21 protein-coding genes and 1 pseudogene are annotated in these 20,552 nt (G+C 70.7%); 13 read left to right on the top strand and 9 right to left on the bottom strand.

Features of this window, described 5'->3' with window-relative positions:
* The 4 genes from HUT19_RS35080 (at position 1) to HUT19_RS35065 (ending at position 3,914) form a co-directional block, all read left to right on the top strand.
* Positions 1-876 (top strand): alpha/beta fold hydrolase, encoded by an 876-nt coding sequence (locus tag HUT19_RS35080; RefSeq protein WP_176184414.1) that lies wholly within the window; start codon positions 1-3, stop codon positions 874-876.
* The gene (locus HUT19_RS35075; RefSeq protein ID WP_176184412.1) at positions 873-2,087 is read left to right on the top strand and encodes a glycosyltransferase; all 1,215 of its coding nucleotides are present in this window, start codon (positions 873-875) and stop codon (positions 2,085-2,087) included. The genes HUT19_RS35080 and HUT19_RS35075 overlap by 4 nt, the downstream gene beginning before the upstream one ends.
* The gene (locus HUT19_RS35070; protein WP_176184410.1) at positions 2,084-3,214 is read left to right on the top strand and encodes a class I SAM-dependent methyltransferase; all 1,131 of its coding nucleotides are present in this window, start codon (positions 2,084-2,086) and stop codon (positions 3,212-3,214) included. Before HUT19_RS35075 ends, HUT19_RS35070 begins: the two co-directional genes overlap by 4 nt.
* A gap of 115 nt (positions 3,215-3,329) precedes the next feature.
* Positions 3,330-3,914, top strand: a complete 585-nt coding sequence (locus tag HUT19_RS35065) for a hypothetical protein (RefSeq protein ID WP_254885947.1) — start codon at positions 3,330-3,332, stop codon at positions 3,912-3,914.
* An 18-nt stretch (positions 3,915-3,932) separates the two neighbouring features.
* Here HUT19_RS35065 and HUT19_RS35060 read toward each other — a convergent pair whose 3' ends face one another.
* The 3 genes from HUT19_RS35060 to HUT19_RS42350 all read right to left on the bottom strand — a co-directional run bounded on the left by HUT19_RS35060 (position 3,933) and on the right by HUT19_RS42350 (position 5,735).
* Positions 3,933-4,175 carry a hypothetical protein gene (locus tag HUT19_RS35060; protein WP_176184406.1) on the bottom strand — a complete coding sequence of 81 codons (243 nt, stop codon included), beginning with the start codon at positions 4,173-4,175 and terminating at the stop codon, positions 3,933-3,935.
* A complete protein-coding gene (locus HUT19_RS35055) occupies positions 4,172-4,807 on the bottom strand; it encodes a ParA family protein (RefSeq protein WP_254885946.1) in 636 nt (211 codons plus the stop codon). The genes HUT19_RS35060 and HUT19_RS35055 overlap by 4 nt, the downstream gene beginning before the upstream one ends.
* Before the next feature lie 829 nt (positions 4,808-5,636).
* The gene (locus HUT19_RS42350) at positions 5,637-5,735 is read right to left on the bottom strand and encodes an AbgT family transporter (protein WP_217712315.1); all 99 of its coding nucleotides are present in this window, start codon (positions 5,733-5,735) and stop codon (positions 5,637-5,639) included.
* Between the two features lie 39 nt (positions 5,736-5,774).
* Between HUT19_RS42350 and HUT19_RS35050 the strand changes: the two genes are divergently transcribed.
* A complete protein-coding gene (locus HUT19_RS35050) occupies positions 5,775-6,059 on the top strand; it encodes a helix-turn-helix transcriptional regulator (protein ID WP_176184404.1) in 285 nt (94 codons plus the stop codon).
* 298 nt (positions 6,060-6,357) lie between these two features.
* Positions 6,358-7,935 carry an alpha/beta hydrolase gene (locus tag HUT19_RS35045; protein ID WP_254885945.1) on the top strand — a complete coding sequence of 526 codons (1,578 nt, stop codon included), beginning with the start codon at positions 6,358-6,360 and terminating at the stop codon, positions 7,933-7,935.
* Positions 7,936-7,940: 5 nt separating this feature from the next.
* Here the strand turns inward: HUT19_RS35045 and HUT19_RS35040 are convergent, their stop codons facing one another.
* A complete protein-coding gene (locus HUT19_RS35040) occupies positions 7,941-8,171 on the bottom strand; it encodes a hypothetical protein (protein ID WP_176184402.1) in 231 nt (76 codons plus the stop codon).
* A gap of 173 nt (positions 8,172-8,344) precedes the next feature.
* Positions 8,345-9,868 carry a catalase gene (locus tag HUT19_RS35035; protein WP_176184400.1) on the bottom strand — a complete coding sequence of 508 codons (1,524 nt, stop codon included), beginning with the start codon at positions 9,866-9,868 and terminating at the stop codon, positions 8,345-8,347.
* Between the two features lie 143 nt (positions 9,869-10,011).
* Here HUT19_RS35035 and HUT19_RS35030 point away from each other — a divergent pair, with 143 nt between their 5' ends.
* A complete protein-coding gene (locus tag HUT19_RS35030) occupies positions 10,012-10,455 on the top strand; it encodes a MarR family winged helix-turn-helix transcriptional regulator (RefSeq protein ID WP_176184398.1) in 444 nt (147 codons plus the stop codon).
* Between the two features lie 77 nt (positions 10,456-10,532).
* Here the strand turns inward: HUT19_RS35030 and HUT19_RS43525 are convergent.
* A pseudogene (locus HUT19_RS43525) lies at positions 10,533-10,789 on the bottom strand (hypothetical protein).
* A gap of 222 nt (positions 10,790-11,011) precedes the next feature.
* Here HUT19_RS43525 and HUT19_RS35025 point away from each other — a divergent pair.
* The 4 genes from HUT19_RS35025 (at position 11,012) to HUT19_RS35010 (ending at position 16,387) form a co-directional block, all read left to right on the top strand.
* A complete protein-coding gene (locus HUT19_RS35025; RefSeq protein WP_176184396.1) occupies positions 11,012-11,749 on the top strand; it encodes an SDR family oxidoreductase in 738 nt (245 codons plus the stop codon).
* Between the two features lie 364 nt (positions 11,750-12,113).
* Positions 12,114-12,281, top strand: coding sequence for a hypothetical protein (locus tag HUT19_RS35020; RefSeq protein WP_176184394.1), 168 nt, complete (start codon positions 12,114-12,116; stop codon positions 12,279-12,281).
* Positions 12,282-12,460: 179 nt separating this feature from the next.
* Positions 12,461-15,130, top strand: coding sequence for a SpoIIE family protein phosphatase/ATP-binding protein (locus tag HUT19_RS35015; protein ID WP_176187664.1), 2,670 nt, complete (start codon positions 12,461-12,463; stop codon positions 15,128-15,130).
* A gap of 174 nt (positions 15,131-15,304) precedes the next feature.
* A complete protein-coding gene (locus tag HUT19_RS35010) occupies positions 15,305-16,387 on the top strand; it encodes an ABC transporter substrate-binding protein (protein ID WP_254886270.1) in 1,083 nt (360 codons plus the stop codon).
* Positions 16,388-16,519: 132 nt separating this feature from the next.
* Here HUT19_RS35010 and HUT19_RS35005 read toward each other — a convergent pair whose 3' ends face one another.
* Positions 16,520-17,482 carry an electron transfer flavoprotein subunit alpha/FixB family protein gene (locus HUT19_RS35005; protein WP_176184392.1) on the bottom strand — a complete coding sequence of 321 codons (963 nt, stop codon included), beginning with the start codon at positions 17,480-17,482 and terminating at the stop codon, positions 16,520-16,522.
* Between the two features lie 55 nt (positions 17,483-17,537).
* A complete protein-coding gene (locus HUT19_RS35000) occupies positions 17,538-18,332 on the bottom strand; it encodes an electron transfer flavoprotein subunit beta/FixA family protein (protein WP_176179537.1) in 795 nt (264 codons plus the stop codon).
* A gap of 154 nt (positions 18,333-18,486) precedes the next feature.
* Here HUT19_RS35000 and HUT19_RS34995 point away from each other — a divergent pair, with 154 nt between their 5' ends.
* Together HUT19_RS34995 and HUT19_RS34990 are read left to right on the top strand one after the other, a co-directional pair.
* The gene (locus tag HUT19_RS34995; RefSeq protein WP_176187660.1) at positions 18,487-19,158 is read left to right on the top strand and encodes a TetR family transcriptional regulator; all 672 of its coding nucleotides are present in this window, start codon (positions 18,487-18,489) and stop codon (positions 19,156-19,158) included.
* 122 nt (positions 19,159-19,280) lie between these two features.
* Positions 19,281-19,664, top strand: a complete 384-nt coding sequence (locus HUT19_RS34990) for a Zn-ribbon domain-containing OB-fold protein (protein ID WP_176184390.1) — start codon at positions 19,281-19,283, stop codon at positions 19,662-19,664.
* 58 nt (positions 19,665-19,722) lie between these two features.
* On the opposite strand, the gene HUT19_RS34985 is transcribed toward HUT19_RS34990, so the two are convergent.
* The gene (locus HUT19_RS34985) at positions 19,723-20,424 is read right to left on the bottom strand and encodes a FadR/GntR family transcriptional regulator (RefSeq protein WP_176184388.1); all 702 of its coding nucleotides are present in this window, start codon (positions 20,422-20,424) and stop codon (positions 19,723-19,725) included.
* Positions 20,425-20,552: the final 128 nt, after the last annotated feature.

Genomic DNA, 20,552 nt, shown 5'->3' with positions numbered 1-20,552 from the left:
ATGGCCATGGTCCACACCGGCGGCCCCGGTGACGGTATCGAACTCCATGTCCAGCGGCTGCCCCCGCCCGAGGGCCGCCCGGCCGCCACCACCGCCGTGCTGCTGCACGGACTGCTCACCGACAGCCTGGCGAGCTACTACTTCACCGTGGCGCCCGGCCTCGCAGCCGCCGGGATCGATGTGGTCATGTACGACCACCGGGGCCACGGCCGCAGCCGCCGACCGGCCACCGGCTACCGGCTGGAGTCGTTCGTCACCGATCTGGAACGGCTGCTGGACCGGCTGGAGATCGCGGGCCCGGTCCATCTGGTCGGCAACTGCTTCGGCGGCACGGTGGCCTTCGAGTACGTCATCCGCCACCCGGAACGGGTCGCGGGGCTGGTGGCGATCGAGGCGAGACCCGCCACCGCGTCGTGGGCCGTGGAGATCGACGGCATCTTCCGGCGGATGGTCGGCGAACTGATCGAGCACGAAACCGAGTCGATGGCCTGGATCACCGCGCACCGCGGGGCGCACACGGCCCGGCTGGCGCGGTCGGCGGCACGTCTGGTGCGGGCCACCACCATCGCCCGCGACGTACCGGGGAGCCGGACCCGCGGTGCGGAGCAGGTCCGTTCGGTGCGGTGTCCGGTGCTCGCCGTGTACGGCGCCGAGTCCGAGCTCGCCGGGAACGGGGAGTGGCTGGAGTCCGTGCTGCCGCGCGCCCGGTCGGTCGTCCTGCCGGACCAGGGCCACTCCGTCCTGGCCGAGGCGCCGGGCCCGCTGCTCGACCTGCTGCTGTGGTGGCTCCTCGACCCCACTGGCACACCCCCGCTCCCCGTCCCGGCGGCCGGGCTCGCCCGCGGTCCGGTGGCGGCGGGGGCGGAGCTCCGGTGAGCCGGTTCCTGTTCGTGGTGCCACCGCTCGTCGGGCATATCAATCCCACTCTCGGGGTGGGCGCCGAACTGGCCGCACGTGGCCATGAGGTGGCCTGGGCCGGGCTTCCGGAGGTCCTCGGGCCGCTGACCGGGGGCGGGGCGGCCGTCTTCCCCTGCGCGGGGCCGCGGCTCGGCGCGGGCGGCGCCGCCCGGCCGCCGGACATCCGGGGTCCGGGCGCGCTGAAGTTCCTCTGGGAGCGGTTCCTGGTGCCGCTCGCGGAGGAGATGGCCCCGGGGACGGAGCGGGCGGTGGCCCGGTTCCGTCCGGATGTGGTGGTGGCGGACCAGCAGACGGTCGCCGGTGGTCTGGTGGCGGAGCGGATGGGGGCGCGGTGGGCCACCTCGGCCACCACCTCGGCCGAGTTCAGCGGCGCGCTCGACGGGATGCCCAAGGTCGACGCGTGGCTGGAGGGGCTGCTGCGGGTGTTGCGCGGGCGCATCGGGGATCCGCGGAGCACCGCGGATCCCCGGTTCTCACCGCATCTCGTCCTCGCGTTCACCACCGAGGAGCTCGCGGGCCTGGACACCGGACGGGGCGGCGGGCGGATCCGCTTCGTGGGCCCGTCGGTCGCCGCCCGCCCGGCCGAACCGGCCTTCCCCTGGGACTGGCTGGACACCTCGCGCCGGACCGTACTGGTCTCCCTGGGCACCGCCAACGCCGGTGCCGGGGAACGGTTCCTCGCGGAGTGCCGCGAGGCCGCGCGCCGGAGCGCCGGCCGTCTCCAGATGGTGATCGTCGACCCGGCGGCCGCGCCGGATCCGGACACCGGGGCGGACCTCGATGTGCTTGCGCTGCCGTACGTTCCCCAACTTCCGCTGCTGGAACGGGTGGACGCGGTCGTCTGCCACGCGGGGCACAACACGGTGTGCGAGGCCCTGTGGCACGGGGTCCCGCTGGTGGTGGCCCCGATCCGGGACGACCAGCCGGTGGTGGCAGCGCAGGTGGTCGACGCCGGGGCCGGGGTGCGGGTGCGCTTCGGCAGGGCGACGGCATCCCAGCTGTGCGATGCGCTGGACACCGTGCTCCGGCGGCCCGGCTACCGGGGCGCGGCCGAGCGCATCGGCGCGTCGTTCCGCGCGGCGGGTGGCGCCCCGGCCGCCGCCACATATCTGGAACACCTGGCGGAGCCGGCTGCCGGGGACACCGAGACCACCGAGGAGGAGCGATGAGCGACACCATCGAGGGGGCCGACGGGTCCAAGGAGGCCAAAGAAGCCAAGGGGGCCAAGAGGTCCGCACGCGCCGATCGCGCGGCGCTCGTCGCCGCGTTGCGCCCCCGCTACCTGGCCGATGCGGCCCGGGGCACGGAACGGTTCTTCGAGCCGCGCCGCCGCGACTGCCCGTGGTGCGGATCGGACCGGCTGCGGCGGCGGCTGCGCACGGTCGACCGCTTCCAGCGCAAGCCGGGCCGTTTCACCCTGGACGCGTGCCGGGCGTGCGGCCATGTCTTCCAGAACCCGAGGCTCAGCGGCGCGGGCCTGGAGTACTACTACCGGGACTTCTACGACGGGCTCGGGGAACGGGACCTGGGCAACATCTTCGCCGGTCGGGAGAAGACCTACCGGCGGCGTGCCGAACCGCTCAGACACTGCGCCCCGTCGCCACGTAACTGGCTGGACGTCGGTACCGGCCACGGCCACTTCTGCGAGGCGGCCCGCGCGGTCTTCCCCGACACGTCCTTCGACGGACTGGACTTCACCGACGGCGTGGAGCTGGCGAAGCGGTCGGGGCGGGTGGACCGGGCGATCCGCGGCGCCTTCACCGCACTGGCGGAGGAGCTGGCCCAGGGGTACGACGCGGTGAGCATGTACCACTACCTGGAGCACAGCACGGATCCGCGCACCGAGTTGCGGGCGGCACGGCAGGTCCTGCGGCCCGGCGGCCATCTGCTGATCGAGGTGCCCGACCCGCGGTGCCTGTTCGCACGGCTCTTCGGCCGGTGGTGGCTGCCCTGGCTGCAACCCCAGCATCTGCACTTCGTACCGGTGGCCAATCTCCGCGCGGAGCTGACCCGGCTGGGCTTCACCGTGGTCGTGGAGCAGCACCGCGAACCCCACGACACGGTGGACCTGCTGGGCGCCGTGTGGCTGCTGCTGAACGCGATCGCCCCGCCCGAGGACGCCCCGTGGCTGGACCGGCGGCCGGGCCGACTGCGCTGGCTGGCGCGGTGCGCGGTGCTCCTGGCCGGTGTTCCCGCCCTCATCGCGGCGACCGCACTGGACCGGCTGCTGATCAAGCCGATGGCGGGACACCTCCGCCTGTCCAACGCCTACCGGGTCATCGCGCGCCGCGACTGACCCGACGTGTGGCTGCCGTCGGTGGCGTTGACTAGGCTCACGCGCCATGTTCCCACCGCACACACCCTCCCCCGCACCGAATGCAACGGTCATACGTACCGGCCGCCGCGGCGCCATGACCGGGCTCCCTTGTTCCGCCGTCCTCATAGCGCTCGGCGCCGTAGGCGTCCTCGGCGTGGTCCTCGTGGCCACCGGGAATCAGAAGGGAGAGTCGACCGTCGCGGGATACGTGGGGCTGGCCTTCCTGGTGGCGCTGGGCGTCATCGGCATCATCACCTTCATTCCTGTCTGGGCGAATCGCGGCACCAGGATCCTCATCGACCACACGGGCCTGTGGGTCGAACGGAAGGACCTCCGGAACGTCATCCCCTGGCACACCCTCGCCGGAGCGGGCCTCTACTGGAGCAGGCTCGGACGCAAGGGGAGGTTGTACTCCCTGGAGCTGTACCCCAACGGCCCCATCGACCGCGACGACCCGGTCCTCTGGGCCCTGGTCCGCGACGAGGAGCCACCCCGCCCCGCCCTTCCCCGACTGCGCCACCGCCTCCCCCTCGTCGCCGCCGACCAGCGAGCGGTGGTCGCGGCGGTCCAGCAGTACGTCCCGCAGATCTGGCTCGGCGAATCCCAGCGCCCACCGGGCCATATCGGCCGCCCCGACGTCAAGGGCCACCGGGAGCGCACCCGGGGCCGTACGCCCTGAACGACCTCACGTCCCGGCCTACCGGCCGGACACCCCGGAGGCGGCATCGGTCAGTGAGCGCAGGACCGTCGCGCCCACGAGTACAAGCGCGGACACCGGCAGATTCACCCACCGCGACAGGTCGCGCCGCAGGTCAGGGTCCACCTCGATGGTCACCCGGAGGTATCTGGTGTGCAGGGTGGTGACCTTGGCGGACCGGGGCTCGGCAACGTCCTGCTCGCGCTGCAGTGCCGCGCGGTACATGTCCTTGCGCTGAGTCATGCCGCGTCCTGACGCTTGATGAGTTCCTCGGCGAGTTCCATGTACGCCGAGCCCTCGGTCTTCACGGCGCTCCCGAACGACTGGGCGTACAGGTCGAGCCGCGCGATCTGGGTGTTGAGCACGTCGAAACCCCGCTCGCTGAGCGCGTCGCGCGCGTCGGCATCGGGACCGGTGCGGGTGGCGTCGGGGCGGTTGGTCCGATTCAGCAGGACCGCGATACCGGCCGGCGTCGCGCGCAGGGACTGTACGTCGCCCATCTCGGACCGGATGGGCGCCATGCGGTCCAGTTCGATGGGGGCGGGAGTCACCGGCACGATCCACTCCCCCGCGTACCGCATGATGCTGCGGGCGATGCGCGGATGGTCCTCCAACTGCGGCGCGTCGAGCACCACGGCCTGCCGGTTGCCGAGGAAGTCATTCACCCGACGGTGCACATCGCCCACCGGCAAAGCGACCACCGGAAAGGGAAAGCCATCGGCCAATTCGCTCCAGCGCAGGGCGGAGCCGGCGGGGTCACCGTCGACCAGTAGCGGTGAGAAGCCCGACTCATGCAGCGCATGGGCGAGCCACACGGCACTCGTCGTCTTTCCGACTCCGGGCTTGAGGTTCACGAAGGCAAAGCTCAGCGGCACGAGAGTCAACGTAATGGGTGGGATCAAATAATCTTGACTGACACCAGGGCGGAGTCCTGTCGTTCACTCGTACGCAGTCAGAAACCCCTGTTTCGCCTCGGATCGGCCCGGACGGTATCGGGCCGGAAGGTAGGGCATGCTCCTGGTGCAATCGCCCTACCTCCGGCCGGATGAGGCGGCGCTCCCTCCGGCCGCACCCCGAGTGGGGAGTCATGGGTGCGGGCCCCGGTGGTCGGAAGCGCCGGGCTCCGCGAATCAGCGGTCAGCCGCGGCGAGCCCCCTGGATCAGGGCGTCCAGACCATCGGCCCACCGCCGGTCGACCTTCGGGCCTCCTCGGTGCTGGGCTTCGCGTTCTCGCACGGGGCCGGCGCGGAGCCACCGGACATCAGATCCGGGCACAGGCCCGTGCGGTTGTCCGGCCGTGCGGACCCCCTCTGCGGTACGGTCATCGACCGGCCATGAGCCGCCGGCAGGTCATGTGCTTCACGAGCCGGCGACGAGATCTCGCGCTTGAGGATCGTGCCGGTGGGGCTCTTGGGGAGCTCGGCGGCGAACGCGACGATCCGCGGGTACTCCCGCCGGACTTCGGGACGCCGCTCCCGGCGGGCTAGTCAGCGCGCTGCGCCGGAACCGGCGCGACCGCCTCGTGGAACCGGTGGCGGTCGGCCATCTCAACCCGCCTACGGCCACGGCCCGTGGCCCCGTACGCAGGTACCGCTCCGCGAACGCGAACTCAACTGAGCGGCCTTGCGCTTCGTGTGCTTCAGGGCCGGGCACGTTGCGTAACAGGCTGGGCCGCGGACCGGACATCCGCGGCCGGTGCCGGCCTCAGCGCACGGGCGCGCCCGGGCCGAGCGGGATGCCGAGCAGCCACCAGACGAAGAACGGTGCGGTCCACACCACGTCGTGGCCACGTGGAGTCTCCACGCGGGGCTCGGCGGACCGGGACCGTCCTCCGAAACCGGTATGTCGTCCTGCCTGGACCACGAATCGGCCGCCCTTGCCCGGCTCCCTCTCGACTTCTCCCGTCTGCTCCACGACCCCGCACAGGCCACCGCGCCGCGCCACGCAGTCTCCCACCTGGCCGACCGGCCCTCGATGAGCCGCCCTCAGGTCTCCCGCCACCTGCGGACGCCGCGCGACCTGGATCTGGTGAGCACCGAACGCAACGGCCGCTTCGTGCACTACGGGCTCGACCTCGCCGCGGTCGAACGCATCGGCCGGGACGTCGCCACGGCGTTGCGGTACTGAGCGGCCTCACCGAGGTCCGGTGCGGCTGCGTCCCCGAAGGGACGCGGGGAACTGCGCGATCAGCCCCGAGGCAACGGCGGACGGCACCCCGCGGCACTTTCCGCGGAGCACTCAGCAAGTGCCGACTGAGCAAGACGGCTCAGAGCCGGTCATGGGCGTACGACCTCAGAACCATATGCCCGCCGGTCTGTCCGCCCACGGTCGGACGTTCTTCCATCCCGGCGGTGGTTCCGACCCAACTGCCCCATGCGAAAAGCTGAGTGCGTCCCAACACAGTCTGCTCATAAGGACACCGCACGTGCGAAGCAGATCATTAGCTCATGTCCTGGCGGCGAGCACCCTCGCGGCCCTGGTGCCGGCCCTCGCTCCCACCACCGCCTCCGCCGCCGAAAACCCCCTGGGGCAGTACCTCTCGCAGCGGCCCGCGTGGCACCGCTGTGGCGCCAGCGCCCCGGCCTCCTACCAATGCGCCACGATCAAGGTCCCGTTGGACTACGGCCGTCCCGACGGCAAGAAGGTGAACCTCGCGATATCGCGGCTGAAGACCAGCACCGCGGCCGAGCGGCGCGGTGTGCTGCTGGTCAACCCCGGTGGACCGGGAGGTACGGGGGTCGGCATGCCGCTCTCGTTGGCCTCCGAGCTGCCCACGTCCGTGAAGAAGAGGTACGACCTCGTCGGCTTCGACCCCCGGGGCGTCGGCGAGAGCTCTCCCGTCAGCTGTGGCCTGACCGACAGCGAGCAGAACTGGGAACGCCCCTACCGGGCGGAGAAGTTCGCCAAGGACGTGAAGTGGGCCCGCACCTTCGCCGAGAAGTGCGATGCCGAGGAAGGAGACAGACTGCGCCACATCACCACCCGCAACACGGCCCGTGACATGGATGTGATCCGGGCAGCGCTGGGTGAGAAGAAGATCTCGTACCTGGGGTATTCGTACGGAACCTATCTCGGCGCGGTCTACACGCAGCTCTTCCCCCGGCACGCCGACCGCTTCGTGCTGGACAGCGCCGTGGACCCCGCACGAATATGGCGGGGCATGATCCAGATCTGGGCCGAGGGCGCGGAACCCGCCTTCACGAGGTGGAGCAAGTGGACCGCCCAGCGGCACGGCACCTACAAGCTGGGCAGGACTCCCCAGGCCGTCCGCAAGACCTTCTGGGGCCTGGTCGCCAAGGCCGACCGCAAGCCGATCGAGCTCGACGGCCGGAAGCTGACGGGCGACGACATCCGCAGTGGCAGCCGCGCCGGGTTCTTCAGTGTGCGGGAGGGCGCGGAGGCCATCGCCAAGCTCAAGAAGGCGGCCGACCGGACCCCGGCCCGCACCGGCAAGCCGAAACCGCCCAGCCGTCCCACCCAGCCGGTCTTCGGCCGAACCGTGCCCGACGACAACGGCAACGCCGCCTTCTGGACCGTCGTATGCGCTGACACCCGCGCCTGGCCGCACGACCCCGAGCAGTACCGCGACGACGCGGTGCGGGCGAAGGCGGAGTACCCGCTGTACGGCGACTTCGGATCCACCATCAAGCCGTGCGCGTTCTGGAAAAAGAACGGCAGCGAGCCTGCCACCACGATCGACAACAAGGTCGGCGCGCTCATTCTCCAGAACGAGTGGGACCCCCAGACGCCACTGGCCAGCGGTCTCGGTCTGCACCGGCTGATGAAGGGCTCGCGGATGGTCACCGTTGCCGGAGGCCAAGGCCACGGTATCTACGGCTCCAAGTCCTGCGCGGACAAGAGGGCCACCACCTATCTGACCACCGGCGGCCTCCCGGCGAAGGACACCACCTGCCGGGCCCCCGCGCCCCGGCGCGAAGACAGCGGCACCAAACTGCCGCTTCCCACACCCCCGGGGCTCCCGGGCATGACCGGCCGCTTCTGATCCGGTCAGCGTTCAGCGGGAGAGGTGTTGACGTGGGGCTGCCACCGACTGGAGCCCCACGTCACACCCGCGAGCATGGCCACGACCGCCCGGACGGGGAGCGTGAACAGGGCCCAGCAGCCGATGCCCAGCCAGGCGGCGAGGAGGACCGCGAGGGGGCGGGCGGCGAGCCCGGCGGCCAGGAGATCAGCCCCGTCCGCTCCATCCGGGGCAGCGCGGGTAGACACTGCCGTCACTGACGAGCTCCAGCCCGCCTGCGGCGAGCTCCCGCGCGAACTGGGAGCCGTACCGCGGCCGTTCCACGATCAGCGACGGCAGACACAGGCCGAGCACCCCGCGCGGGAGCCGACTGCGCCTCTGGTCACCGGAGGAAGACAGCTCCCTTGCCATGCGGCACGAGAGGGTCGGGTCAGGCCTTGCGCCGCATGCTCTGCCGTGCGGGGTTGCCCTGCTGCTCCGCCTTCGGGTCCTTCTCGTTCTCCTTGGCGCGCACGCCCTCCTCGATGCGGGCACCGAGGGACTTGTCGACGTTCCGCCAGTACTCAAACGCCCGTTGCAGCACCGGCTCCGTGACACCGTTGAGCAGATGCCCCACGACGTTGTCCACCAGCCGGTCACGTGCGGCGTCGTCCAGCACCTCGCGCACCATCGTCCCGGCCTGGCCCCAGTCGTCGTCCTCCGCGTGCGAGACGTAGGCCGTACGTGTGATCTCGCCGTCGGCGTACCAGCTGGGCGGGGTGCCGTAGCGCTCGGTGTCGGCCGCCGGTCCGCCCTTGGAGTTGGGCGCGTACACCGGGTCCGTGGTCTTGCGATAGGCCATCGCCCCGTCCTTGGAGTACGTGTGCACGGGAGCGATCGGCGCGTTGACGGGCAGCTGCTGGTAGTTGCCGCCGATGCGGTGGCGGTGTGCGTCGGCGTACGAGAAGAGCCGGGCCAGCAGCATGCGGTCGGGGCTCGGCCCGATGCCCGGCACGAGGTTGTTCGGCTGGAACGCGGCCTGTTCGATCTCGGCGTGGTTGTCCGTCGGGTTGCGGTCCAGGGTCATCCTGCCGACCTCGATCAGCGGGTAGTCGCCGTGCGGCCAGACCTTGGTCAGGTCGAACGGGTTGAACCGGTAGCCCGGCGCGTCCTCGTACGGCATCACCTGCACGTACAGGGTCCAGCTCGGATACTCCCCGTCGCGGATGTGTTCGAACAGGTCGCGGGTGTGGTAGTCGGTGTCGGCCGCGGCCATCTGGTCCGCCTCGTGCTGGGTGAAGAACTCGATGCCCTGGTCGGTCTTGAAGTGGTACTTGACCCAGAAGCGCTCACCCGTGGCGTTGACCCACATGTAGGTGTGCGAGGTGTAGCCGTTCATATGGCGCCAGCTGCGCGGGATGCCGCGGTCGCCCATCAGCCAGGTGACCTGGTGTGCGGACTCCGGGGAGAGGGTCCAGAAGTCCCACTGCATGTCGTGGTCGCGCAGGTTGCTGTCGGCACGGCGCTTCTGGGACCGGATGAAGTGCTGGAACTTCATCGGGTCCTTCACGAAGAACACCGGCGTGTTGTTGCCGACCATGTCGTAGTTGCCTTCACTGGTGTAGAACTTCACCGCGAAGCCCCGCGGATCGCGCCAGGTGTCCGGGCTGCCGCGCTCGCCGGCGACGGTGGAGAACCGCGTCACCAGTTCGGTCCTGGTGCCGGGCTGGAACAGCGCGGCCTTGGTGTACGCGCTCACATCGCCGGTCACCTGGAAGTGCCCGAACGCACCGCTGCCCTTCGCATGGGGCTGCCGCTCGGGGATGCGTTCCCGGTTGAACTGGGCCATCTGCTCGATCAGATAGGCGTCCTGAAGCAGGACCGGCCCACCGGGCCCGACGGTGAGGGAGTGTTCGTCGCTTTCGACCGGGATACCGGCATCCGTCGTCGTCGGGATACGGTCCGCGTTCGCCATCGTTGCTTTCTCCTTCTTCTCCGGCGCGGGAAGGACACCGGCCCGTACTGAGATCACGTCTCCTCCCGAGTGGCCTCTGGGGGATGGCGTCAAACATGGCCGTGACAGCAGGCGCGTGCGCAACGCACACTACTCTGTGCGGTGTGGAGAACGACGTAGGACACGAGATCGCGGACGCGCTGGGCCTCCTGCTGCGGCGCACCACCCGCACACAGCTGCACAAACGGCTCACCGAGGGCATGGGCGAGGCCGTGGACGAGGTGACGTACCCGGTACTCAGCGCGCTGGCCCGGACGGGGCCCCGCAGTGCGGCCGATCTGGCTCCCGACGCCGGGGTCGATCGCTCCGGCGTCACCCGCCGCGCCTCCCGGCTGGAGGCCGCCGGCCTCATCCGCCGCGAGGCCGACCCCACCGACCGGCGCGCACATCTGCTCGTCCTCACCGAGCAGGGCGAAGCCGCGGTGGCGGAGCTGCGCGCACGTCTGGCGGCCCACATCATGGCCGGCCTGTCCTCATGGCCGCCCGACGAGGCCGAGACGTTCGCCCGCCACCTGCGCCGTTTCACGGTCGAAGGCCCGTTCGCCTAACGGCGCCGACCCCGCCGGACCGGTGCGGTGGCGCCGTCACCGGTCCGGATTTTTAACGGGGCCGCCGCCCGGGGCCGTCAGGGCGGCCGGGGCGCGCGTCTGTCCTCGCGCTGCTCCAACTCCTCCTCGTCGACGAGGAGGAGCATGGGCTTGCCGGGTGTGCCGGGTCGCCGGGAGGGAATTCGACCAGCAGGGTCATGGCGTGTGCACCGTCCGGAACGACGGGTGATTTCGCCTCCTGGATCACGGTGAGCGCAGTCTTCCAAGCCTCGGAACGATGCCCTTGGTCTGCCTGGTCCGCAGAAGGGTGGGCCGTCGGCTCAGATCGCGCCATCACGCCACCTCCGTGTGGGCGCCGACAGGGACCGCCGACCGCGGTCCGGCGCCGAGCGCCGGAGCGGACAGTCGTCGTACGCGACACTACTGCGCCTCCGCACCGGCCGCGCTGCGGACGTCGCGCCGCCGGGCTTACGGTGGTGAAACGGGACGGGTTCCGGTCCGGAAAGCCACCCCAGCCGCCTCGGGAACCCGAACACTCGACGAAGGGTGCGGCGTCATGAAGTACACAGTCCTGGGGGCAAGCGGTCTGATCGGCACCCAGGTGGTCGAGCGGCTGAGAGCGGCCGGACACGAGGTGGTACCGGCGTCGCTGTCGACCGGGGTCGACGTGGTCAGTGGCAAGGGCCTGGAGGAGGTTCTCTCCGGCACCGAAGTGTTGATCAACCTGACGAACTCCCCCGCGTTCGACGCGTCCTCCATCGACTTCTTCGAAACGTCGATGCACACCATCGGGACCGCGGCGGGGCGGGCCGGTGTACGCCACCTGGTGATCCTCTCGATCGTCGGCGTGGACCAGGTGCCCCAACTTGATTACTACCGGGCCAAGTTCGCCCAGGAGAACGTGCTCGCGAACGGGCCGACGCCGTACTCGATCGTACGGGCCACGCAGTTCTTCGAGTTCGTCGAAGCGATCATGTCCTGGACGACCGACGGCGATATCGTCCGGCTGCCTCCCACCCCCGTCCAGCCGATGGCGTCCGCCGACGTCTCCGCCGCGGTCGTGGGTGCCGCCGCCGGCGCCCCGTTGCGGGGCATTCGCAACGTCGGCGGCCCCGAGGTGTTCCCGCTCGACGAGTTGGGCCGCATCACCCTGGGCGCCCGGCCCGACGGCCGTCGTGTGGTCACCGACGACCAGGCGGGCATGTTCGCCGTGGTCACGGGGGACGTACTCACCGCGCCGGAGGGCGCCGACCTGGCCCCCACCTACTACCGGGACTGGCTCAAGCGCCCTTGAGCACCGCCCCAGGCGCTCCAGCGGTCCTGCTGGGGAACCCCAACGGGGCCCGTGCGGCGCGCTGTTGTCCGTGAGCCGATGCGCCGGCCTGAGGGAGCGCGGTGCGTGCCGCTTGTCCGGCGGGTGGCCATCGGGTCGTCGGGGGCGAGGAGCCACCGGCCATGCCCGACGACGCGTTTCCGCGGGATCCACCGAGCCGGATGCGCAAGGTTCCAGGTTGTGGAGTTCACCGGACGCACCGCCGAGCTGTCGTCGTTACGGCGATGGCGCGATGACGGTACCGGCCTGGCCGTGCGGTGGCTGTACGGCCCGGGCTGGCAGGGCAGGCCCCGGCTCGCCGACCGTTTCGCGCAGGAGCCGGCGGATGACGGCCGGCAGGTCGTCACCGCTGCCCATGGGCCAGGGAGCGTGCTCCACCCACCTGCTGTGGCTGTTCAGCAACGCGCTGCTGCATCGCGCCCATGGACGTGGCGCGTCCGGAGCAGCATTCCGCACCCCGCCCGATGTCATGAACCGTACGTCTCGCGGCTGATCTGCCGAGCAGGGCAGGCGGCTGGCGTTCACCGACGAGGAGGCCCCGATCGCTCCGCGATCTATACCCACAAGCGGTAGAAATAGCTTATGTGCGGAATTCCTGGAAAAGTCCGTCGCGGAATTCACCCTTCGCCCAGGACGTGGCGAGTGCTGAGGGGCTTGCACTCCCTCGTGAGCATGCGCAGCCTGGCCGGCCAGGTGTTCCTTCTGCAACTGACGGTCGTGGTGCTGCTCGTCGCCGCCGCACTGATTGCTCTTGTTGTGCAGGTCCGACACGACAGCATGACGGATGCCCGGCACCGGACGCTCGCCGCCGCACAGGCGTTCGCGAATGCCCCGGGGCTCCTGACGGCACTGGACCGCCCCAACCCGACCGCGGTGCTCCAGCCGCGTGCCGAGGCGGCCCGGAAGGCCGCCGGCGTCGACGCCATCATCGTGTACCGGGTGGACGGGATCACCCTCACGCACAGCGACCCGCGTCAGATCGGCAAACACATCATCGGCCCCTACGCGGAGGCGGCGGCCGGCAAGCCCTTCACCAGGACATTCCAAGGATCGCTGGGCCTCTCCGTGGTCTCCGCGGTCCCCGTCAAGGACACCGACGGCTCGGTTGTCGCCATTGTCGCCGCCCCCGTCACGGTCGGGACGGTGCAGCAGGGGGTGAACCGGCAGCTGCCGGTGCTGATCGGGGGCGCCGCCGGAGCTCTGGCCGTCGCCGCGGGCGGGGCGGGTCTGGTGAGCCGCCGGTTGCGACGGCAGACCCACGGTCTGGGCCCGGCCGAGATGACCCGCATGTACGAGCATCACGACGCGGTTCTGCACGCGGTGCGGGAGGGGGTGCTCATCATCGGGGGCGACGGACGGCTGCTGCTGGCCAACGACGAGGCACGGCGGCTGCTGGACCTGCCGGAGGACGCGGAGGGGCGCCAGGTCACCGGTCTCGGACTGGGGGCGGACCTCGCCGGGATGCTGACCTCCGGTCGCCCGGCCACCGATGAGGTTCATCTGGCGGCCGACCGGCTGCTGGCGGTCAACAAGCGGCTCACCACTCCCCGGGGACCGGTCGGCAGCGTGGTGACGCTACGGGACACCACCGAGCTGCTGGCTCTCTCCGGCAGGGCCGAGCTGGCCCGCGAACGGCTGAGGCTGCTCTACGACGCGGGGGTGCGGATCGGGACCACGCTGGATGTCACGCGCACCACCGAGGAACTGGCGGAGGCGGCGGTCCCCCCGTTCGCCGACGTCGTCACCGTCGAGCTCCTGGACCCGGTCCTGCACGGCGAGGAGCCGTCCGACGCGAACGCCGAGATGCGCCGCACCGCCGTCGTCGGCCTGACAGGTGACCCTCCCCTCTACCCGGTCGGCGAGCTGATCCAGTTCGCTGCCCACCACCCCAGCGCCGCGGCGGTGTCCGCCGGCCGGGCGGTCCTCGTGACCGACCTGAGCACCTGCGACGGCTGGCGGGCCCAGGACCCGGAACGCGCCCGGCGTGTCCTGGGCTACGGCATCCACTCCTTGGTCGTGGTGCCGCTCCGGGCCCGCGGGGTGCTGCTCGGGATGGCGCACTTCTGGCGGATGGGCACCTCTCCGCCGTTCGAGGAGGAGGATGTGTTCTTCGCCGAGGAACTGGCCGCCCGGGCAGCGGTGTGCATCGACAACGCCCGCCGGTACACCCGCGAGCACACCACGGCCGTCGCCCTGCAACGCAGCCTGCTGCCGCGCGGGCTGCCCGAGCAGCCGGCCCTCGATGTGGCCTACCGCTATCTGCCGGCCCGGGCCGGGGTGGGCGGCGATTGGTTCGACGTCATCCCGCTGTCCAGCGTCCGGGTGGCCCTGGTGGTCGGTGATGTTGTCGGCCACGGCCTGCACGCGGCGGCCACCATGGGCCGGCTGCGCACCGCCGTTCACAACTTCTCCGTCCTGGACATGCCTCCGGAGGAGCTGCTGGGCCGGATGGACGAGCTGGTGGCCCAGATCGACGCCGAGGAGGCCGACGCCGGGGACGAGCCGGGAATCACCGGGGCCACCTGCCAGTACGCCATCTACGATCCCACCTCCGGACAGGTGTCCGCCGCCACCGCCGGCCACCCGGGGCTGGCGGTGGTCCACCCCGACGGAACCGTGACCTTCCCTCCGGTGCCGGTCTCCCCGCCGCTGGGCCTGGGCGCCGGCCTGCCCTGCGAGAGCACCGAGCTGACGGTGCCGGAGGGTTCCCGGCTGGTGCTCTACACCGACGGGCTGCTCCAGGGGCGCGCTCCGGACGCCGGTCTGGAGGCCCTGCGTGGCGCCCTGGCCGGGCCCGACCGCGATCCGGAGGCCACCTGCGCCGCGGTGATCGAGGCCATGCTGCCCGCCCAGCCCAGGTATGACACCGCGCTGCTGGTGGCCCGCACCCGTCGGCTCGACCGCTCGCGGATCGCCGAGTGGGACGTGCCCCGTGACCCCGCGGCGGTGGCCCCGGTGCGCACCGCCTGCGTCCGCCGGCTGGCGGAGTGGGGCCTGGAGGAGATCGCCCTCACGGCGGAGCTCATCCTCAGCGAATTGATCACCAACGCCATCCGCTACGGCACCGAGCCCATCACCGTACGGCTGCTCCGTGAGCGCACCCTGATCTACGAGGTCTCCGATGGCAGCAGCACATCGCCCCGCCTGCGGCTGGCCAAGGTCACTGACGAAGGCGGCCGCGGACTCTTCCTGGTCGCCCAGTTCACCGAGCGCTGGGGCACCCGCTACACCCCCACCGGCAAAGTCATCTGGGCCGAGCAATCCCTCCACGACGGCGGCCCGCCGACCGCGGAGGGCATGGGCGACCTCCTGCTCGGCCCGGGGGACGACACGGCCTGGTGAGGGTTGGAGCCGCGCGGCGTCGCTCGCGCCGAATCATTCACTCCGGTGACCCGACGTGCCTGCCGCGGCCAGGAGCCGACCGGTGATAGCGCTCGTTCCTGTGTCCCGTCTTCTGGAGCCATCGTGACCGCACCTCGTGCCCGAGCAGCGGCCCTCTGCGGCTGCCTCACCCTCCTGGTGGTCCTGACCGCGTGCGAGGCGACACCGACCGCCCCGCCCGCGAAGCCGTCGGTGGCCACCTCCGCCGACGACATGGGCGGCATGGACGCGCTGATCGCCGCGGCGAAGGGCGAGGGCAGGCTCAACGCGATCGCGCTTCCGCGCGACTGGGCCAACTACGGAGGTCTGATCGACGGCTTCGAGAAGAAGTACGGAATCAAGGTCTCGGTGGCCAATCCGCAGGGCTCCAGCCAGGACGAGATCGACGCCGTGCGGAAGGGTGGGAGAGGTCGCCGTGCCCCCGACGTGATCGATGTGGCGGACACCTTCGCGCGGGCGGCGGCCCGGCGGAACCTGCTGGCGCCCTACAAGGTCACCGCGTACGACTCGATCCCGAGCAGTCAGAAGGACCCACAGGCCCGCTGGGCCAACAACTACGGGGGCTACATCTCCATCGGCTGCAACGCCAAGCGCGTCAAGATCTGTCCCCGGACCTTCGCCGATCTGCTGAAACCCCGGTACAAGGGCAAGGTCTCGCTGGACGGCGATCCGACCCGGTCCGGTGCCGCCTTCGCGGGTGTGTACGCGGCCGCCCTGGCGAACGAGGGGTCGTTCGATGACATCCGGCCCGGTCTCGACTTCTTCGCCAAGCTCAAGAAGAGAGGCAACTTCAACCCCGCCGAGTCCACTTCGGCCGCGGTCGAGAGCGGTCAGACGCTCATCGGCATCGACTGGGACTACGTCAACCTCGCCTACGCCGACCAGTTCCACGGCAAGGGTGTGAACTGGCAGGTCGCGATCCCCTTCGACGGCAGCTTCGCCCAATACTACGCGCTGGCGGTCAACAAGCGGGCGCCGCACCCGGCGGCTGCCCGTCTGTGGCAGGAGTACCTCTTCAGCCCCGAGGGCGGGAACCTCCGGCTCGACGGCTACGCCCGCCCCGTGCTGTTGGACGCCATGGAGAAGGACGGCACCCTCGACGAGGCCGCCGCCGCGAAGCTGCCGACAGTCGAGGGGACACCGCAATTCCCCACGGACGCGCAGTTGGAGAGGGCGAGGGAGATGGTCGACCGAGGCTGGGCGAAGACCTCGGGCTGACAACCCCACCCGGCGGCCAGCGAGCCGTCTCGCCCCGTGTTCATCAGCCTGCGGCCGACCGCGGCCTGCCCGCCCCGCGTTCCGGGGCGGGCATCGACGTACGGGACGGCGGCCGCGGCACGCGGCCGGGGATCAGCCCTTGCGGGTCTTGACCTCTTCGGTGAGCTGCGGGACGACCTCGAAGAGGTCGCCGACCACGCCGTAGTCGACCAGATCGAAGATCGGGGCCTCGGCGTCCTTGTTGATCGCCACGATCGTCTTCGAGGTCTGCATACCGGCACGGTGCTGGATCGCACCGGAGATACCCGCCGCGATGTACAGCTGCGGCGAGACCGACTTGCCCGTCTGACCCACCTGGCTGGTGTGCGGATACCAGCCCGCGTCCACCGCCGCACGCGACGCACCCACAGCGGCACCCAGCGCATCGGCCAGCGCCTCCACCACGGGGAAGTTCTCCGCACCCCCCACACCACGGCCACCGGAAACCACGATCGCGGCCTCCGTCAGCTCCGGACGCCCGGTCGACTCACGCGCCGTACGCGAGGTCACCTTCGTCCCCCTGGCCTGCCCGGAGAAGGAAACACTCAACGGCTCCACGGTAGCCGCGGCCGCGGCGGCCTCCGGAGCGGCCGAGTTGGGCTTGACCGTGATCACCGGCGTGCCCCTGGAGACCCGGGACCTGGTGGTGAAAGCGGCGGCGAAGACCGACTGGCTCGCCACCGGACCCTCCTGACCCGCCTCCAGATCAACCGCGTCGGTGATGATGCCGGACCCGATGCGCAGCGCCAGCCGGGCCGCGATCTCCTTGCCCTCCGCGGAGGACGGCACCAGCACCGCGCCCGGAGACACCGCCTGGTACGCGGCATGCAGCGCGTCCACCTTCGGGACCACCAGATAGTCGGCGAACTCCGGCGCCTCGGCGGTCAGAACCCTGACCGCGCCGTACTCGGCGAGGGTGGCGGCAGTGGCCTGCGCACCGGCGCCCACAGCCACCGCCACCGGCTCACCGATACGGCGGGCCAGGGTCAGCAGCTCCAGAGTGGGCTTGCGGACGGCACCGTCCACATGATCGACAAAGACAAGGACTTCAGCCATGGGAATCGCTCTCCTGCGAAATGCGAGATGTCGGGGGCGGTAGGGACGGCGCGGCTCAGATGAACTTCTGGCCCGCCAGGAACTCGGCGAGCTGCCTACCGCCCTCGCCCTCGTCCTTGACGATCGTGCCCGCGGTGCGGGCCGGACGCTCCGCAGCGGAGTCGACCGCGGTCCAGGCACCCTCCAGACCGACCTCGCCCCCGTCGATCTCCAGGTCCTCCAGGCCCCAGGAGGTCACCGGCTTCTTCTTCGCCGCCATGATCCCCTTGAAGGACGGGTAACGCGCCTCGCCCGACTGATCGGTCACCGACACCACCGCCGGAAGCGACGCCTCCAGCTGCTCGGTGGCCGTATCACCGTCCCGGCGGCCCCTGACCGTGCCGTCCTCGACCGAGACCTCCGACAGCAGGGTCACCTGCGGAACACCCAGCCGCTCGGCCAGCAGCGCCGGAAGCACACCCATCGTCCCGTCCGTGGACGCCATACCGCAGACCACCAGGTCGTAACCGGCCTTCTCCACCGCCTTGGCCAGCACCAGCGACGTGCCCAGCACATCCGTGCCGTGCAGACCGTCGTCCTCCACGTGCACCGCCTTGTCCGCACCCATGGACAGCGCCTTGCGCAGCGCGTCCTTGGCATCCTCCGGACCCACGGTCAGCACCGTGATCTCCGCGTCACCGTCACCGTCGTAGTCGTCGGCGATCTGCAGGGCCTGCTCGACCGCGTACTCATCCAGCTCCGAGAGCAGGCCGTCCACGTCGTCACGGTCGACGGTCAGGTCTTCGGCGAAGTGCCGGTCGCCGGTGGCGTCGGGCACGTACTTCACACAGACAACGATCCTCAAGCTCACGCCGGCTCTCCTCGCTCAGAGTGTCCTAAGAGCGCCAACGTATGGCACTCAGTTCCCTCTGTAAAGGTACGTAGTGCCAAGAGGGTCCTCGCGATGCTACGTTCCCGGCATGAGCGAGGCGGGCGACGTCACCGGGGCACAGAAGAAGGCACCCATGCGGGAGGCGCTGGCCGAGGCGGCGTTCCAGCTGTACCTGGAGCGCGGCTTCGAGCGGACGACCGTGGACGACATCGTGGCGCGGGCCGGGGTCGGGCGGCGCTCCTTCTTCCGGTACTTCCCGTCCAAGGAGGACGCGGTCTTCCCGGACCACGAAAGCTGTCTGGCCGACATGACCGCGTTCCTCGACACCGTGGGCGACGAACGCGATGCGGTCGCCGTGGTGTGCGACGCCGCCCGGCTCGTACTGCGGATGTACGCCGCGGACCCCGAGTTCTCCGTGCAGCGCTACCGGCTGACCCGTGAGGTGCCGGGTCTGCGGACGTACGAGCTGTCCGTCGTGCGCCGCTACGAGCGCACACTCGCCGGGTATCTGCGCCGGCGCTGGGGCGGTGCCGCGCAGGGGGCACTGCGCGCCGAGGTCGTCGCCGCGTCCGTGGTGGCCGCGCACAACAACGGGCTGCGTTCCTGGCTGCGTTCGGGCGGCGACGGCGACGCCGAGGCCGCCGTGGACCAGGCGCTCGATCTCGTACGACACATGTGGGGCGAGGCAGCGCAGCCGTCTGCCCCCGACTCCGCGGAGGACGAGGTCATCGTCATGGTCGCGCCGAAGGGCGCCCCCATGTGGCGCGTCATCCAGCAGGTGGAATCGGCCCTGCGGGACGACTGAATCTCCATCGAATGGCACTCGGTATCTTTATTTCACGGCACTGAGTGTCATACGCTACGGAGACGCCGTGGCCACCGCCCGGCGCGCGCCGTGCGAGTGCGGAGGGCCGAGGGATGTCAGAGATGTCCAGCAGCGGGATCGGCGTCATGACGCCGACGGAAGCCGATACGGGATTCGCCTATCAGCGGTGCCGCTGGTGCGCCACCGCGTCGTTCCGGCGGCTGCTGTGCCCGGTCTGCGCGTCGAGCGATCTGAAGACGGAGCACAGTGCGGGGCCGGGCGTCGTGATGCAGTCCCGGGTCGTTCAGCGCGGCACCGGACCGGTGCGCAGCCAAGCGCTGGTCCGCTTCCCCGAGGACTTCGTGGTGCCCTGCCGGATCATAGGCATCGCACCCCACCTGGTGTGGACGGGCGCCACGGTGCGGCCCGCGCACGGCGCCCGCACCGACGCCGGGGAAGTTGTCTTCGAACTGTGCAACCCGGCCGAGGACAACACCCGGCCTTGACGGCGTCGGGGCACGGGCGGGCGCACCGCTCGCGCCTACGGCCCGCCCCGGGCGTGACTCAGTCGGGGGCGTTGTTCTCCTCGATGGGCGGCATGTAGGCGCGCAGCCACCGTTCGGTCTGGGCGACATGGGCCTCGGCCGCGCCGGCCGCGGCGCCGGGGTCCCGGTCGGCGATCGCCTGGGCCAGCACACGGTGGTCCTCGTCGCTCTTGCGCCGCAGTTCAGGGCCATCGGGGAGGTTGAAGACCTGGTACTTGCGGGATCGGGCGCGGAAGACGGCGAGCAGGGAGACGAGGGTCGGGTTGCCGCCGATCCGGGCGATCTCGGCGTGGAAGCGGTGGTCGAGTTCGGAGGCCTCGGTGGGGTCGTCGGTCGCCTCCATGGCCTCGATCAGGGAGAAGAGCGTCCCCACCGCTTCCGGGGTGGCACGGGCGGCGGCCTTCGCCGCGATATGGGCCTCGAGCACCCGCCGGATCTCGTAGACCTCCAGCAGACCGGTCAGCGGCAGCAGTTCGAGCGTCAGCGAAAGGCTGCCGATGATGTCCTCCGGCCTGAGCGGAGAGACGAAGGTACCGGAGCCGTGGCGCGGTTCGATCACTCCCAGGGCGGCGAGCATCCGCACGGCCTCACGCAATGACCCCCGCGAGACGCCCAGTTCCTCACAGAGGTCCGCCTCGGGCGGAATGCGCTGGCCCGCGCCGAGGCGCCCCGACGCGATCATGTGCCGTAGGCCGTGGAACGCCTTGTCGACCGCTGACATCCGACTCCTCCCTGACGGGACCGACGGCCTCGCCGACCGGCCTCGGTGCACTGTAGCGATTCAGCGGACACCGCCGGTCATCGGAGTCATCAGATGCCTTACAGGCATCGGCCAGAATTCATCTGATG

This window comes from Streptomyces sp. NA02950 (assembly GCF_013364155.1).
GTDB lineage: Bacteria > Actinomycetota > Actinomycetes > Streptomycetales > Streptomycetaceae > Streptomyces.
The sequence above is the reverse complement of the archived record's forward strand: the minus strand, read 5'-3'. Positions and strand labels throughout refer to the sequence as shown.